Source organism: Alteromonas sp. MTD1, from assembly GCF_042848195.1.
Classification (GTDB): Bacteria; Pseudomonadota; Gammaproteobacteria; order Enterobacterales; family Alteromonadaceae; genus Alteromonas.
Genome location: NZ_BTGG01000004.1, coordinates 37,000 through 51,991 on the forward strand (window position 1 = coordinate 37,000; position 14,992 = coordinate 51,991).

Annotated in this window: 16 protein-coding genes; 8 read left to right on the plus strand and 8 right to left on the minus strand. The window is 42.5% G+C overall.

Annotated elements, in window-relative coordinates:
- Window positions 1-8 precede the first annotated feature (8 nt).
- The 3 genes from gshA to zapE all read left to right on the plus strand — a co-directional run bounded on the left by gshA (window position 9) and on the right by zapE (window position 4,111).
- On the plus strand, window positions 9-1,622 hold the full coding sequence (gene gshA, locus ACGHAV_RS06245) for a glutamate--cysteine ligase (protein ID WP_390377929.1): 1,614 nt from the start codon (window positions 9-11) through the stop codon (window positions 1,620-1,622).
- 51 nt (window positions 1,623-1,673) lie between these two features.
- Window positions 1,674-2,312 carry a hypothetical protein gene (locus ACGHAV_RS06250; RefSeq protein ID WP_334012931.1) on the plus strand — a complete coding sequence of 213 codons (639 nt, stop codon included), beginning with the start codon at window positions 1,674-1,676 and terminating at the stop codon, window positions 2,310-2,312.
- Window positions 2,313-2,680: 368 nt separating this feature from the next.
- A complete protein-coding gene (gene zapE / locus ACGHAV_RS06255) occupies window positions 2,681-4,111 on the plus strand; it encodes a cell division protein ZapE (protein ID WP_390377932.1) in 1,431 nt (476 codons plus the stop codon).
- 100 nt (window positions 4,112-4,211) lie between these two features.
- Here the strand turns inward: zapE and ACGHAV_RS06260 are convergent, their stop codons facing one another.
- The 5 genes from ACGHAV_RS06260 to ACGHAV_RS06280 form a co-directional block, all read right to left on the minus strand.
- Window positions 4,212-4,826 carry a hypothetical protein gene (locus tag ACGHAV_RS06260; RefSeq protein ID WP_390377935.1) on the minus strand — a complete coding sequence of 205 codons (615 nt, stop codon included), beginning with the start codon at window positions 4,824-4,826 and terminating at the stop codon, window positions 4,212-4,214.
- Window positions 4,827-4,889: 63 nt separating this feature from the next.
- The gene (locus tag ACGHAV_RS06265; RefSeq protein ID WP_390377938.1) at window positions 4,890-5,219 is read right to left on the minus strand and encodes a hypothetical protein; all 330 of its coding nucleotides are present in this window, start codon (window positions 5,217-5,219) and stop codon (window positions 4,890-4,892) included.
- A gap of 106 nt (window positions 5,220-5,325) precedes the next feature.
- Window positions 5,326-5,739, minus strand: coding sequence for a helix-turn-helix domain-containing protein (locus ACGHAV_RS06270; RefSeq protein ID WP_390377940.1), 414 nt, complete (start codon window positions 5,737-5,739; stop codon window positions 5,326-5,328).
- Window positions 5,740-5,969: 230 nt separating this feature from the next.
- A complete protein-coding gene (locus tag ACGHAV_RS06275) occupies window positions 5,970-6,233 on the minus strand; it encodes a Txe/YoeB family addiction module toxin (protein ID WP_390377943.1) in 264 nt (87 codons plus the stop codon).
- Window positions 6,226-6,480, minus strand: coding sequence for a type II toxin-antitoxin system Phd/YefM family antitoxin (locus ACGHAV_RS06280; protein ID WP_390377946.1), 255 nt, complete (start codon window positions 6,478-6,480; stop codon window positions 6,226-6,228). The genes ACGHAV_RS06275 and ACGHAV_RS06280 overlap by 8 nt, the downstream gene beginning before the upstream one ends.
- A 352-nt stretch (window positions 6,481-6,832) precedes the next feature.
- On the opposite strand from ACGHAV_RS06280, the gene ACGHAV_RS06285 reads away from it, so the two are divergent.
- Both ACGHAV_RS06285 and ACGHAV_RS06290 read left to right on the plus strand, forming a co-directional pair.
- Window positions 6,833-7,477 carry a chalcone isomerase family protein gene (locus tag ACGHAV_RS06285; RefSeq protein ID WP_390377949.1) on the plus strand — a complete coding sequence of 215 codons (645 nt, stop codon included), beginning with the start codon at window positions 6,833-6,835 and terminating at the stop codon, window positions 7,475-7,477.
- Window positions 7,478-7,628: 151 nt separating this feature from the next.
- Window positions 7,629-8,438: a DUF4198 domain-containing protein gene (locus tag ACGHAV_RS06290; protein WP_390377952.1), complete on the plus strand. Its 810-nt coding sequence runs from the start codon at window positions 7,629-7,631 to the stop codon at window positions 8,436-8,438.
- Window positions 8,439-8,518: 80 nt separating this feature from the next.
- On the opposite strand, the gene ACGHAV_RS06295 is transcribed toward ACGHAV_RS06290, so the two are convergent.
- Together ACGHAV_RS06295 and ACGHAV_RS06300 are read right to left on the minus strand one after the other, a co-directional pair.
- On the minus strand, window positions 8,519-10,201 hold the full coding sequence (locus ACGHAV_RS06295; protein ID WP_390377955.1) for an alpha-glucosidase: 1,683 nt from the start codon (window positions 10,199-10,201) through the stop codon (window positions 8,519-8,521).
- A complete protein-coding gene (locus tag ACGHAV_RS06300; RefSeq protein WP_390377958.1) occupies window positions 10,198-11,529 on the minus strand; it encodes an MFS transporter in 1,332 nt (443 codons plus the stop codon). The genes ACGHAV_RS06295 and ACGHAV_RS06300 overlap by 4 nt, the downstream gene beginning before the upstream one ends.
- Window positions 11,530-11,843: 314 nt before the next feature.
- On the opposite strand from ACGHAV_RS06300, the gene ACGHAV_RS06305 reads away from it, so the two are divergent.
- Window positions 11,844-11,969 (plus strand): DUF3149 domain-containing protein, encoded by a 126-nt coding sequence (locus ACGHAV_RS06305; protein ID WP_390377961.1) that lies wholly within the window; start codon window positions 11,844-11,846, stop codon window positions 11,967-11,969.
- 104 nt (window positions 11,970-12,073) lie between these two features.
- Here ACGHAV_RS06305 and smrB read toward each other — a convergent pair whose 3' ends face one another.
- Window positions 12,074-12,709 (minus strand): endonuclease SmrB, encoded by a 636-nt coding sequence (gene smrB / locus ACGHAV_RS06310; RefSeq protein ID WP_390377964.1) that lies wholly within the window; start codon window positions 12,707-12,709, stop codon window positions 12,074-12,076.
- A gap of 87 nt (window positions 12,710-12,796) precedes the next feature.
- On the opposite strand from smrB, the gene prmB reads away from it, so the two are divergent.
- Window positions 12,797-13,726 carry a 50S ribosomal protein L3 N(5)-glutamine methyltransferase gene (gene prmB, locus ACGHAV_RS06315; protein ID WP_390377967.1) on the plus strand — a complete coding sequence of 310 codons (930 nt, stop codon included), beginning with the start codon at window positions 12,797-12,799 and terminating at the stop codon, window positions 13,724-13,726.
- Window positions 13,727-13,742: 16 nt separating this feature from the next.
- Window positions 13,743-14,840, plus strand: coding sequence for a chorismate synthase (gene aroC, locus ACGHAV_RS06320; protein ID WP_390377970.1), 1,098 nt, complete (start codon window positions 13,743-13,745; stop codon window positions 14,838-14,840).
- The last annotated feature ends 152 nt before the right edge of the window (window positions 14,841-14,992 follow it).

Genomic DNA, 14,992 nt, shown 5'->3' on the forward strand with positions numbered 1-14,992 from the left:
CCATCATTTTGACTGCAAACTCAACCCGTTTTGAGGCGCGTATTGAAGCGCTTCAGTCTTCAGAGTTTTTATCTTCGCTTAAAGATATCAAGCGTGGTGTTGAACGAGAAGCACTGCGAATTAACCCCAATGGTACGCTGGCGCAAACTCCGCACCCTCAGCCTTTAGGCTCAGCACTTACACATGAATCGATAACGACAGACTTTTCAGAGTCACTGTTAGAGTTTATTACGCCTCCTGAAAGCAGTGCAGCAACAACAACTGCGCAACTTAAAGACATTCATAAGTACGTAATTGATAACATTGGTGAAGAGCAAATTTGGCCGTTAAGTATGCCTTGTTTCATCGATGATGAAGCGCACATTCCCATTGCTTATTTTGGCGAATCGAATGTGGGTAAAATGAAGCGCGTATACCGTATTGGTCTAAAGAACCGTTACGGCAGCATGATGCAGGCCATTGCAGGCGTACACTTTAACTTCTCATTACCAGACAGTTTCTGGGCGCAATGGGCATCGTTAAACGGTAAAGCGCATTCACAAGAGCAAACGTCTGCCGACTACTTTGGCCTTATTCGTAATTATCGACGTTTCTGCTGGCTAATCCCATTCCTATACGGTGCGTCTCCAGCACTTTGCGGTTCATTTTTAAAAGGTAAGCAACATGCATTACCCTTTGAGAAAGTAGGAAAAGGCACTGTTTATATGCCATATGCCACGTCACTTAGAATGAGTGATTTAGGTTATACCAGTGCAGAACAATCGTCGCTGAAGATTTGTTATAACGAACTAGATAATTACGTACATTTATTAAGAAGCGCAATGACAACACCGTCTACACGCTTTAGTAGCTTTGCTGCAGGCGAAGAGGGCAATTATCAGCAGCTTAGCCGTAATATTATTCAAATTGAAAATGAGCTGTATTCACCTATTCGTCCGAAACAGCCTACTAAGTCAATGGAAAAGCCTACCGACGCCCTTGTTCGCCGCGGTATCAATTACATTGAAGTACGTGCCTTAGATGTAAACCCATTCTCGTCGATAGGCATAACGCAAACCCAGTTTGATTTCCTAGATGTGTTCTTATTATCTTGCTTGCTAATTCCAAGTGCCGAGCTTGATGAAGCGCAGCTTAATGAAGCCAAAGAGAACATGAATAAAGTGGTGCTTGAGGGTAGAAACCCTGAACTTATGTTGTCGAATAATGGCGCGGAAATTTCACTGCCACAATGGTGTGACACGTTGTTTGGCTACTTTAAACAGGCTGCAACCCTCCTAGATAAGGCTAACGACACCGACCGTTACTCACGTGCAGTAGCCTCTGAATTTGAAAAAGTGGGTAACCCTGATTTAACGCCGTCGGGTCAATTACTTAAGATGTTACTTGAAAATGATAAAGACAACGGTGTGTTAGGGTTAGAGCTTGCCCAACAATATCAGCAGGAAATGAAACACTTCAGCTATACCTTTACCGATGAAAAAGGGTTTGCGGAACAGGCTGAAGTGTCGTTTAAGGCGCAGAAAGAGATTGAAGCGGCTGATAATAAAGACTTCGATACGTTTATACGCGACTATTTCGCTGAAGCACCGGCAAAAAAAATGCCTGACAAGGGTCAGGCATAGAAGGGTTCCAGGGAAACACACATTTTACTAGAACATTAATTAAGACAAGCTATGAACCAAAAGTTCAAAAAACTGGTTATTTTTTTATCAACTTTCATCGTTCTTTTTCCGCTACTTATCGCGGGCTGTGCAACTACGCCTCCTAAAGATATAAGTAATTTATGCGAAATTTTCTACGAAAAGGACGATTGGTATGATGCAGCTGCTGATGCTAGAGATAAATGGGGAGTACCCATTCACGTGCCAATGGCCATGATGTATCAAGAAAGTTCGTTTAGACATGATGCGCTTCCCCCCCGCGATTATGTGTTTTTTGGGCTAATTCCATGGGGCCGCGTAAGTTCTGCCTATGGTTATTCTCAAGCAAAAACACCTACATGGGCCGACTATATTCGCGAGTCAGGTAACAGTGGGGCAGATCGTGACGATTTCGAAGATGCCATCGACTTCATGGGTTGGTTTATCTACAAGTCTCAGAAAGTGAATGGCGTGTCTAAATGGGATGCTTACGCACAATACTTAAACTACCACGAAGGCTGGGGCGGTTATAAAAGACGCAGCTATGATAAGAAGCCTTGGTTAAAGAAAGTTGCGTCTAAGGTTAAAGCCCGTTCGCTGCGTTATGCAACACAGCTTAAAACCTGCGAAGAAGATCTTCAGAAAGGTTGGTTTATGAAGCTATTTACGTAAATGTTTGCGATGACTAAGTCAAACATCTCACGACTTAATTATCTATAAAAGCATAGATAAGATACTAGTACTAAAAAAAGAGGGATAGACGGGCGTCTATCCCTCAGCGACGCTAAGCCAAGACCGTTTTTTACCCAACGTCGAACAGGCATTTACAAGATAGTGCAAATGAGAATTATTTTCAATAAGTAATTTGGATAATTTTCTCCTTTTACAGGAGTGGTTTACTCTTTCTGTCTTGTGCCTTTTTTACGTTGAACGTCGAAACTCAAGTCTTTGATACAAATTCATTTGATACCTATACAGAAATTTAGCGTAACAAGTCATCGTGTTACTAAAATCATTAGGTTGATAAACTCATCAGGTTCATGATGAAAACGGTGATGAATAATATAGCAGTACAACATCGTGTCGAGCGGCAGTCTAACCCCACAGGCATAGTAACAGCGGCATATGAACGCAAGGTACATGCGGGCGAGGTTCGACAAGATAACGCACAATTTGCTCTAGCGGCAAAACTCGATGCTCTGCATGAGTCTCTTACCGCACTCCCACCAGTACCAGTGCGCACCGACAAATCGACAGACAGCGGCTCTATAAGCCGCAGTTCGCTGTTACTTCGACCCAAGCAAGCTTTGGCATCTGCCCAGTCCTTTTTTCAAAAGAAGTTTTATTTGTGGTCTTTTGGTCCGCCACCGCGAGGTATGTATATTCATGGCTCGGTTGGGGTGGGCAAGAGCTTTTTAATGGACCTTTTCTATGCGCTGGTTAATGTGCCTCAAATAACCAAACGCCGCGTTCACTTTCATGAATTCATGTTAGAGGTTCATCATCGAATCTTTGTCTACAAACAAAAGCATCCAAGAGATGATGCGCTCCCTATTATTGCGCAACAACTTGCACAAGAAGCCCAGCTGCTTTGTTTCGATGAATTTCAAGTAACGGACGTTGCCGATGCCATGATTTTGAAACGATTGTTTTCACTATTATCCAGTTTGAATGTTGTAGTGGTGGCCACCTCGAATCGCTCCCCCGATACGTTGTATGAAGGAGGTATAAACCGCTCACTTTTTTTGCCATTCATCGATATGTTGAAAGACACGTTAGACATTGTTTCCATGGAGGGTTCGCAAACAGATTATCGACGCGAAACGAAAGCGAGTGGTCAATCCTATTTTTGGTCAAACAATGATGGCGACACAAAAAACAGTATACAGGCGCAGCTAGAGGACATATTTGGTGGCACTGAATCTGGAGCGCAGGCCGAGGTTATATCTGTCCACTTTGGTCGCACTGTCCAAGTGAGTAGATTGAATGATAGGTGCGCGTGGTTCAACTTTTCCGAGTTGTGCTACCAACCGCTTGGGGCGGCCGACTATATTTCCCTTTGCCACCGGTTTCCGATGCTCATTGTTGACCATGTACCTCAACTAAACGTCAACCACCTTAACGAAGCCCGACGATTCGTAACCCTTATTGATGCGTGTTATGAAGCTCGCACTCGCTTAGTGTTGGCGGCACAGGTCCCGCTCAACGAGTTGTTTGTCTACTTTGAAGCGCATGTCGAGAGCGATGATGGCGATGGAGAATTAATTGTTAACGACAAAGGGGGGAATTCGAGTTCCTTTGCGACGACCATGATCCGAACCAAAGACGGGAAATATTACGAGTGGTCGGCAACAGGTCGAGTTGGCGTATCACTAGCACAATTTTCATCCGCCAATGATCTTGCTTTTTCCTTTCGAAGGGCTGCATCTCGGCTGGTAGAAATGGGTGGTAAAGAATGGGGGCGGCAGTGATGGAAGTTATTTATCTTGCAAATTATTGCACTTAATTCGGAGCTGGCGCTCACAATAGGTTTCTTTCCCGTTAGGCGGGCTAGAGAAAAGCGCTACAATGTTACGAGTCTGACTGATTTAACTTATTAAGCCTCTCTTCGTATTGGTTAAGCTTTTCTAAAAATAGCATGATGAAACGACCATCTTTATTTTCATCAGCAATAGATAATGCAAATTTAGCTTCTTTTCTTATCTCTTTACATTGTTCTGCTGTCGCACTATCCATTCCATACAAAATACCAGCAGGCCATTCATGCTCGCAATGTGATAGCCAATTTAAAATGCTCCCTAAAAGTAGAGCTCTACCTTCAGGGTTTAAAGAATCAATTTCGTAGCATTTACGGTAGAAATCCATATCAACCAAGGAACCTAGTTCTTCAAAAACTCCTTTGGTTTGATATACATTTTGAATTAGCTTACCAAGCCATAAAGTAGAGTTGTAGTCGTCAACTTCAAACCCTTCCTTGAGTGTCGGGTATACCAAATGAATAAATATCTCATGTCTGATACAGTTATGGCGGTTCTTTTCAAGGTTTGGTAAATATGACCAGACCCAGTTTGTAACCTCATCATGATTTCTAAATGAATCAACGAACTTTTTAACAGAAACTGCCGCTTGCTTTTTTAAACCTGCTTTTAGTTCTTTCTCAAAGATTTCGTAATACTCGATATTCATGATTGGCTAAACGTGACGACGAGGGAGCATAAGCAAAGTGTTTTGCGCCCATTTAAACTCTTGTTAACTTTCGTATAGCTTATCTTTGTAGCGCCAAAGGAAAGCTTCATAAAGCTTATCTTGTTCCCAATGATATTTTTCGATAAATCCATTTTCGGAAAATTTACCCCAACCCCAGCCTTCCTCGATAAAATTAAAGTAAAGACAATTCTGATTTAACAAGACTACAACCCAAAACTTATCATCAAACTCATACTGTTCATGTTGCCATTGAACAGGTTCAATTTTGTACTTTAACCAAGTCTTGAGCGTGTAAAAATCTGAATCACTAACTATTGAATCAGCTTCTACTATCTCTTTAATTACTTCATTGCGTGATAAGTTAAATTGCATACTGTCCTTAAAAGCTAACACTCAGCAAAGGGGCGCATACAAAGCGCTATAATGGAGTAAGCTTCGCCACGTGTGCGTCCCTTGAGCGTTCTATTATATCCAATGTTCACCAATACTTTTTCGTATCGATATAGTGCTTCATATTTGAAAAAATGTAGGCTAAAAGGAAGAAAGCTGAGGTTGCAAATATATCTGGTTTAATAACCCACGTGGCGAAACCAAGCAGTACTGCCGTTATTTCTAACATGATAATTTGTTTTCTTGCCTTTACTCCCCAAAAGGCAAATTTAACCAGAATAGGTTCTTTGTTCCATGCTGCTGATGTTTTGTCTATCACAATAATTTCCTCTTGCAGTTTAGAAATATCAATTTCAAACACAGAGGCAAGTGCTTTAAGTGATTCGAGACTGGCTTTATTACCACTTTCAATACGCTGAATGGTGCGAGTACTTAACCCGCTAATTGTGGCGAGCTGTTCCTGTGACCAATTTCGTTTTTCTCTTAACCGTCTTACGATCATTTATGTCTCCTTACCTGAGTGCAACTACACTTTTCCATTTTTACACTATTGTCGGTTACGAAATATACCTGACAGTAGCGCGACAGTGGGTGTTTTCTGCGACACAACTTTAAACTGAGGGCAGTGTACGTGCTGCTAAAATTGCAAAGCTACCGCGCGTTTGCGTCTAAGTGTGGCACGCAGTCACACTCATGCAAAGTTCTTGTTAGCGGCTATTACATGCATGATGTTTAGTAGTGGTAGCGGCATGAAATGATTGTTAAAGCGTTATCGTCAACGGCATAAACTAGACGATGAGTTTCATCTATTCTCCGTGACCAGAAACCACTCAAATTTTCTTTGAGTGCTTCAGGTTTACCTATTCCTTCGAATGGTGAACGCTTCGTATCTACAATTAACTTATTTATCCGTTTAAGAGTTTTCTTATCTTGAGTTTGCCAATATACATAATCACTCCACGCTGCATCGGTCCATGAAAGTAAGCGTTCAGTCATCTAAGAGTTCTCGCGTTTTGGATTGACCTTGCTTGTATTGAGAAATTGAGCGGTTTAAATGTTCAGCATTGGCTGGTGAGCGCATAAGATGAACGGTCTCCATAAGACTGTTGTAGTAGTCTAATGACATAACAACTGCATCTTCGGAATCACGTCTGGTAATTACAGTAGTATCCGCATCATTAACTACGCTATCCAGAACACGCTTAAGACCATTTCTCGCTTCAGTAAATGATACGACTTTCATAAATCACCTATATGTACAGTATATTGGACAAGTATAGTTGAGTATTTAGAGTTGTACAATAAGTTGTGCAATGGCCGGGTAGCAGCCAACAACTTATTGCTGCTACTTCATACTAACACCCGTTTCTACTAAAAAACGATATTCTGTGTTTTCGTGGAAACGAAAATTAGGTGTGCGCTTAACGCCCATGTAAGACGATAAGAAAACCTCCAATATCACGAATTACACGAACCAATAATCAACGTTAAGGTAATTTCATACACGCCGTGTAAGCAAAGACGCTATGCTTACTACATTGTATTTCCAAAAAATCGCAGCTTATGATCACTACAACCATACAACGAACATTTTAATGGCGTACTCATATAGGTCTGTCTTCAATTTATTGGTTGCAGCAGCGCTTGCGTACGTGGGGTGCTCCATTTTTTTCGCCAATGCTTCGTTTGCGAATATTGCCGTTAATGATGAACAAGCAATAACGGCTTCCAATACGTTTGATAAGCCAAATATTAACAACTGCCCACTTGTATTAAGCGGAAGCACCACACGAAGAATGTTCTTTTTTAAAGTGTATAGAATTAGTCACTTTATGAAAGCCACTGAAGGCCTGCCCACACAGAGAAATGCGTTAGTCTCACACATACTAAATGGAAGAGCACCGCAGCGCGTAGAGCTTGAATTTTTGCGAGATGCAACACCAAAGCAAGTAGAAAAAGCGTTGATAGACGGAATAGAGCGTAATAACGAAAATACGGACCTAACGCATATTAATAAGGAAATTGCGCGTTTGTCTTATGGCTTCGACGATGAAATAAAAAAGCACTCGTTGTTACGCCTTGAAAGGCATGGAAGTAGCTCACTCTCTGTCTTTTTTAATAACGAATTTATTGTTAAAACCAACAATACTGAGCTTATTCATGCGCTGTGGTCAATTTGGTTCGGTCACGATCCCATTGTAGAAACCGACGAATTGATATCACAATTACTTAGTCAGTGATGCCTAGCCAGTGCTATCTATTTTGCACGGTCTTTCATGAAGCGTTTACTTATCTTGATATGAAGTCTGCTTGTAGAATTTCTATTTGCCTCGCTTTTTACCTACTATCAATGCTATACCTAGTACAACTTATGACCAAAGAAGAATATTTATGAAAATGAAAAAGCTGTTTTTGAGTGCTGCACTATTATTGACGTCAAGCGCTGCCACTGCCCATGATTTCTGGTTGGCGCCTTCGGGCTTTACTGCTAGCAAGCCAATGGCTTTTGGATTTCAGTTTAAGGTAGGTCATAAAGACGATATCAATCACTGGAGTTTAACGTGGGATAAAATTGTGGCGCTGCGCGCATATTCATCATCGGGCGTGTTAGACATGGCCAGTAGCATTGTACCGCGCACGTCGCTGGTTCCAGGTCTTGCCAAAACACCGCTGTTAAATGATGGCACCTACGTTATTGGGTTTGAAAGTTATCACTCAGTAAGTGTTTTAGGTGCAGAGAAGTTTAATGATTACGCCAGTAAAGAAGGCCTTACTGCAATACTCAACCATCGAAAAGAAAGAGGGCAAGAGCAAGTCGCTGGTTCAGAGTTATATTCGCGAAAGGCTAAGTCGATTGTACAAGTAGGTAAATTACTTTCCGATAATGCCACAAAGCCTATTGGTCATACGCTTGAAATTGTGCCTTTATCGCACCCTTACTCATTAGAGGAGAATACCCTTACGGTAAAGGTTTTATATAAAGGCCGCCCGCTGAAAGGTGCGAAAATTGATGCCATAGCGCTAGGTGATAGCGCTGAAACAGAGCAAGCATCAAAAACTAATGACAATGGCGAAGCTACGTTTGCATTCTCAAAGGCCGGCGCGGTAAAAATTAACGTTGTGTGGGGCGAGCCCCTAGTGAACAATGAAAAGGCAGACTTCGAAACCTACTTTTCAAGCTTAACCTTTGAAGTGCTGTAAGCATTAAAAAACGCGCCTTAATTAAGGCGCGTTTTGCTTACTTTGTGCACTAAGGCACCCGTTTTAAATTGTTACTACTGCTACTTTATTTTTAGCACCACAGCCTGCCATGGCAGAAGGCTAAAGCCAGCATCTACTTTTTCTAGCGTGTCGAAGTTATTTATAAGTACATCGCCATTGTGAAGTACGTTAGGTATTTCAGCGACATGTGATGAGCTCGAATAGTTCAGTAGTACCAGTATCACCTCATCGTCTAACGTTCTTGTATAAGCGTAAATGTTCTCATCCTCAGCCAGCAACAGCGCATACGCACCATAAATTAACGCTAAGTTATCTTTGCGTAGCTGCGTTAACTCACGAAAATAATTTAACGGTGAATCAGGCCTATTTTCTTGCTCTGCTGCGTTTATTTCTTTGAAGTTGTCGGTAACTTTTAACCAAGGTTTGGCTGATGAAAAGCCAGCGTTCTCTGATGTGTCCCATTGAAACGGAGTACGAGCGTTATCTCTGCCGCTTAACTTATGCGATTCAAGAAGCTTTTGCGCATCCCCGCCTTCTGCCATGGTGAGGTTGTACCAATTGATGGTCATTAGGTCATCGTAATCATCAATACTGTCGAACTTCGCGTTCGTCATCCCAATTTCATCACCCATGTAGTAATAGGGTGTACCGCGCATGGTTAACAAAAACGTACTAAGTAGCTTTGATGATTGCTCTCGGTGTTCAGCTGTGTCGTCTCCAAACCATGAAACCTGACGAGGAAAGTCGTGATTGGTATGCCACTGAGTTCCCCAGCCCTTTTGGTCAAAGGCCGTTGCCCAGTCGCTCATTATCTTCTTAAATTTAACCAGATTACGATGGTCGCTATTTACAATTTTGCGAGCGTCTAGGCCAAGTTCTACATGCTCAAAATGATAATTCATATTAAGCTCTTGACGATCTTCATCTACTAGATCGTGAATGTTGGATAAGTTTGTACCAGGGCCTTCTGCAACCGTCATAATGTCGTAGTGTTGAAGTACTTCACGGTTCATTTCATGTAAATATTGGTGCAAGCGCGGGCCACTGGCATAAACGTCTATCATTTTATCGCCATGTACGCCTTCAAACGTTGGGTAGCCATCGTGTTTTGATATGAACGTAATCACATCCATTCGGAAACCGTCGATGCCTTTTTTGAACCAAAAATGCATCATATCGAAAATTTCTTCTCGTACTTTCGGGTTTTCCCAATTCAAATCGGGCTGCGTTTTATCAAAATAATGTAGATAGTAGGCATTAGTTTTTTCATCAAACGCCCATGCGCTGCCTTCCTCATCAAAGAAAGACCAACGTTCAGGCGGCGTGCCGTTCTCTGCTGGCCACCAGTGATAATAGTCTCGGTATGGATTATCACGAGACGAACGCGATTCTTTAAACCATTTGTGCTCGCTACTAGAGTGGTTTACCACCAAATCCATAACTACTTTAATGCCACGTTTATGAAAGCCTTCCAGCATTTCATCAAAGTCTTCCATGCTACCAAAGTCATCCATAATGTTTTGGTAGTCTGAAATATCGTAACCGTTGTCGTGATTTGGCGACTGATAAACCGGGTTCAGCCATACAATATCAATACCCAATGAGGCAATGTAATCTAAGCGTTGAATAATGCCTCTAAGATCGCCAATACCGTCGCCGTTAGAGTCTTGAAAGCTTCTAGGATAAATTTGATAAACAACACCTTCTTTCCACCATTCGCGTTTTATTGTGCTGATTTTCATTGAGAAACCTCCTGATTAATGAGGTGATCTGGCTTTGACTTAATGCGAAGTGCTAAGGCCGCTCCTACAACAAAAAGAAGACCCGACAGTGCAAGCGCGTTTCGAGGGTCGCTGCCTAGTAATGAGTCGTAGAAAAAACCAATCGTAACCATTTCAAAAATTTGAGGAAGGCAGATCATGGCGTTAAGTAACCCCATGTATACGCCAACTCGAGCTGCAGGTGTCACGTCGGCTGTAATGATAAACGGCACAGTTATAACCGCTGACCATGCAACTCCAACGAGAGCCATACATACGAATGTCATCATTAGGTCAGTGGTAAGCTGCATTGAAAGGAAACCGACTCCGCCGATTAATAAGAACAATGCATATGTTTTTGCATCTCCAAGATATTTGACAAAACGCACTATCACCAGTGCCATTACAATGGTGGTTACATTCATCACTGTAAACGCCATCCCCACTTGCGCCGTTCCTTCTACAAAACCAGGGCTTTCGGGAGTTGGGGCGTCGTAAACATGCCTGGCGATAGAGAGCGCGAGGTACTGCCACATCATAGGTAGTGCAAACCAAGTTGCTAGCTTCACCCACCAAATGGCTTTGAGCGACTTTGGCATTTCCAACAGCGCAGTCCAAAGCTCGCTTAACACGTGCTTTATACTGGTATGCTTTTGGTTGGCTTTAAATGCTTCCATATCTTCTGGAGGTATTTCATCTGTTTTGTAAAATGACCAAACAGAGGATGAAAGAATCACTACTACTCCTACGATAAATGAATATTTGACTATCTCAGGGATTTCCTTTCCATCTGTTTCTACCGAAACACCGAAAGCAATCATAATAAGAGGCATCAATCCGGCTAGAACTTGACCTGCTGCAACCATGAAAGATTGAAGTGCATAAGCGAGAGGTCTTTGTTCGTGATTCACTTTATCACCGACCAGTGCACGGTAGGGTTCCATCGCTGTGTTCATAGCAGCGTCAAGGATCCAAAACAGACCAACCACCATCCAAAGTTCTGGCACATAAGGCATAAACATTACGGCGATTGAGCCAACCAGTGCACCCATAAAAAAGAAAGGCTTACGTCGGCCAAATCGGGTCCATGTACCGTCACTTATTACGCCAATTAACGGCTGTATTAACAAGCCCGTTACAGGGCCCGCTAGCCAAAGGATAGGCAATTCATGCTCGGCGGCACCGTGGTAGCGAAAGATAGGGCTTAGGTTTGCTTGCTGTAATCCGAATCCGTACTGAATACCGAAAAAGCCAAAGCACATGTTCCATATTTGCCAAAAGTGCATTTTGGGCTTAAGTGAATCTTTCATAGTTAAAACTCGTTGTATTGATGTTTTGATAACATTCTATTTTCAAAACTTAATCGTTTAAGCTTGGTCTGTCAATGAATTTAACCTCACAATCAAAAAAGCCACCGTGTAACAGCCATAATGCTGGCTAACGTAATACAAAAGAATAATAAAAGTAGGCTAAAGCTTTGTATCAAGGCTAGGTGTTTTTTAAGTTTGATGTAGATCAAAAATAGGAAGTGATTTGGTTTTTTGATGATATGAGCCTTGATCTAGATCACGATGTTACAGATGCGTCTCCTCTACTATTAACGCAGTTGAAGAGGAGAAACATTATGTTCTGGACAATGATTAAAGACCCGGTGGTATGGGGCTCGCTTTTAGGCATTGGTATTATTGTGGGAATGATGGCGTACTACACTTATTTGTTTATGCATAATAGTGCAGACGCAACTAAATAATAGCTATGTAAATGCTAAGTAATTATTAAAAAGTGATTCGCGACAAGTAATGATCAATAAACGAGTACCAACAAGTTATTAGCCTAAGTTAACGCTTATTGTTACTAGCGTTTGTTGTTTTGAAGCGGCACGTCTAGTAGTACTAATAGCGCTGCTTGACCACCATATTCAAGCGGTGCTTGATGAAACGCTCTAACGTGTGGATGCTGAACTAAATAATGAGGCAGGGCGGCTTTTAGTACGCCTTGCCCATAACCATGCATTACACAAACACAGTCTATGGTGTCTTTTCTCGCTGCGTGTATTAAAGCGGCAAGTTCTTCTTTCGCCAACTCTCTCGTAAGACCATGCAAATCTAGCATCATTTCGGGTGAATAATCGCCACGTCGTAATTGCTTTACAATGTGGGTAGACTCGCCTTCACGGCAATAACGCATAGGGCCTTCTTGTGGAAGCGCTGCCTGATACATGTCTGAAAAGCTAAATGAGGCTGCTAGCTGTTTGCTATTTTTTAAACGCGTTGGCGAGGCCTGTTGGCGTTTATTAAACAGTTCTATCTGTTTGTCGGGCTCTACCTTGTCTTGCTGCAGCGGCTTAACCCCTTTCATTGCATCGGCAAATGAAAACCTTTCTTCCTCGACGCTATCGGCATCAACCTTACTCGTGTCGCCCGCTTTATTGACATTTTGTGCCGACAAATTTTTCTTTAAGGCTTTTAGTTCTTTTTTAAACGCTTTCATTATGAATCAATATGCAATTTAACATGGGCGAACACTGTAAATGTTAGTATGATACCAGCTTTGCAATTTCTGATGTACCCAAACACCATGACCGATAAGTTTTACCTTGAAGAAGCCATTGAAGATCTACACACCCTGTTAGATATGACGCGATGGGCAACCAGTCGCTTTAACGACGCGGCGCTGTATTTTGGTCATGGCACCGACAACGCATGGGACGAAGCAACAAGCCTTGTTTTGCAAGCATTGCATTTACCACATCCTATTTTAGAGCAGGTAGGTGAAAGCGTGTTGTCGTCTCGTTTAACCAAAAGTGAACGTGAGAAAATTGCCGAGCTGGTACTTAAGCGCGTGCAAACACGTATGCCGTTGCCTTACATCACTAACGAGGCATGGTTTTGTGGTATGCCATTTTATGTTGACGAGCGAGTGCTTATTCCACGCTCGCCTTTTGCAGAGCTTATACAAAACGAATTTGCCCCCTTTGTAGAGAATACACCAAGCAGTATTCTTGATATGTGTACGGGGGGAGCATGTATTGCCATTGCACTTGCACACGCGTATCCAGAAGCACAAGTAGATGCAGTTGATATCAGCACAGATGCGTTAGAAGTTGCCGATATCAATATTCAGGAACACGGCTTAAGTCACCGTGTTTATCCCATTCAATCAGACTTGTTTTCTAGTTTAGAAGGTCAAAAGTATGACCTTATTGTGTCTAACCCACCTTATGTTGACGCTGAAGACATGGCCGACCTTCCTGAAGAATATCACCACGAGCCAGAGCTTGCGCTTGCTGCCGGTGATGACGGTCTTGAGCTTGTCGATATTATGCTTCGCGAGGCGCCAACCTACCTAAATGATGGCGGTTGGTTATTTGTTGAAGTCGGTAACAGCGAAGTGCATATGAGCACGCGTTTTCCAGGTCTAGAAGTGATTTGGTTAGAGTTTGAAAACGGCGGGTCAGGTATTTTTGCAGTGCGTAAAGAGACACTGGTAGAACATTTTCAGCAGTAAGGAATAATAATAAATTATGTCAGGTAACAGCTTCGGAAAACTTTTCACTGTAACCACCTTTGGCGAAAGCCACGGTATAGCTATTGGCGGCGTGGTAGATGGTTGCCCTCCAGGTTTAAGCATTACTGAAGAAGATCTTCAGGTAGATTTAGATAGACGAAAACCAGGTACATCACGCTATACAACGGCACGACGTGAAGATGACGAAGTTCAAATTTTATCTGGCGTATTTGAAGGTAAAACCACTGGCACAAGTATTGGCCTTCTTATTAAAAACAAAGATCAGCGCAGCCAAGACTATGGCAATATAAAAGACCGATTCCGTCCTGGACATGCAGACTACACATACGACCAGAAATATGGCAGCCGTGATTACCGCGGTGGTGGTCGTTCATCAGCCCGCGAAACGGCTATTCGTGTAGCAGCTGGTGGCATTGCTAAAAAATACCTTAAAGAGGTTCATAGCATTGAGGTGTTAGGTTATTTGTCAGAGCTAGGCCCTATTGCTGTTGATAAGGTTGACCACAGCGTTACCAACACCAACCCATTTTTCTGTCCTGATGAAACTAAGCTAGAAGCACTCGACGAATATATGCGTAACCTTAAGAAGTCAGGTGACAGTATTGGTGCAAAAGTGTCAGTTGTTGCGAAAAATGTACCTGTTGGTTTAGGTGAGCCTGTATTCGACCGTTTAGATGCCGAAATTGCCCACGCTATGATGGGGATAAACGCGGTGAAAGGCGTTGAAATTGGTGATGGCTTTGACGTTATCAATCAATTAGGCAGTGAACACCGCGACACACTTACGCCAGATGGGTTTACATCTAATCACTCGGGCGGCGTGCTAGGCGGTATTTCAACTGGCCAAGACATTGAAGTACACATGGCACTGAAGCCAACATCAAGCATATCTGTACCGGGTAAAACCATTAACAAAGACAATGAAGAAATAGACATTGTTACCAAAGGTCGACACGACCCTTGTGTTGGTATTCGTGCGGTACCTATCGCCGAAGCGATGCTTGCACTGGTATTGATGGACCACCTTCTGCGCCACCGTGCGCAAAATGCGGGTATTGTTTCATCTACTAAGCCTATTGCTGGTCAGGCTTAATTGGTAAGTAAATACTTGCTATACAACGCTCGCTGGTTACTTTTTTAATTGCTATTAAGCGTAACAAACTAAAAAAGTAGACCTGCGCGGAACACCAGCTCAGAAACATAGCTCATCGAATTTTGCGCCATTACCTAAAGCAATAGCTAAGG

Coding starts and splice junctions, on each gene's coding strand:
- ACGHAV_RS06285 (WP_390377949.1), top strand. CDS start 6,833: ATGGCGTACTCATATAGGTCTGTCTTCAATTTATTGGTTGCAGCAGCG.
- ACGHAV_RS06265 (WP_390377938.1), bottom strand. CDS start 5,219: ATGCAATTTAACTTATCACGCAATGAAGTAATTAAAGAGATAGTAGAA.
- ACGHAV_RS06250 (WP_334012931.1), top strand. CDS start 1,674: ATGAACCAAAAGTTCAAAAAACTGGTTATTTTTTTATCAACTTTCATC.
- ACGHAV_RS06290 (WP_390377952.1), top strand. CDS start 7,629: ATGAAAATGAAAAAGCTGTTTTTGAGTGCTGCACTATTATTGACGTCA.
- ACGHAV_RS06300 (WP_390377958.1), bottom strand. CDS start 11,529: ATGAAAGATTCACTTAAGCCCAAAATGCACTTTTGGCAAATATGGAAC.
- ACGHAV_RS06305 (WP_390377961.1), top strand. CDS start 11,844: ATGTTCTGGACAATGATTAAAGACCCGGTGGTATGGGGCTCGCTTTTA.
- ACGHAV_RS06280 (WP_390377946.1), bottom strand. CDS start 6,480: ATGAAAGTCGTATCATTTACTGAAGCGAGAAATGGTCTTAAGCGTGTT.
- ACGHAV_RS06270 (WP_390377940.1), bottom strand. CDS start 5,739: ATGATCGTAAGACGGTTAAGAGAAAAACGAAATTGGTCACAGGAACAG.
- prmB (WP_390377967.1), top strand. CDS start 12,797: ATGACCGATAAGTTTTACCTTGAAGAAGCCATTGAAGATCTACACACC.
- ACGHAV_RS06295 (WP_390377955.1), bottom strand. CDS start 10,201: ATGAAAATCAGCACAATAAAACGCGAATGGTGGAAAGAAGGTGTTGTT.
- ACGHAV_RS06260 (WP_390377935.1), bottom strand. CDS start 4,826: ATGAATATCGAGTATTACGAAATCTTTGAGAAAGAACTAAAAGCAGGT.
- zapE (WP_390377932.1), top strand. CDS start 2,681: ATGATGAAAACGGTGATGAATAATATAGCAGTACAACATCGTGTCGAG.
- aroC (WP_390377970.1), top strand. CDS start 13,743: ATGTCAGGTAACAGCTTCGGAAAACTTTTCACTGTAACCACCTTTGGC.
- smrB (WP_390377964.1), bottom strand. CDS start 12,709: ATGAAAGCGTTTAAAAAAGAACTAAAAGCCTTAAAGAAAAATTTGTCG.
- ACGHAV_RS06275 (WP_390377943.1), bottom strand. CDS start 6,233: ATGACTGAACGCTTACTTTCATGGACCGATGCAGCGTGGAGTGATTAT.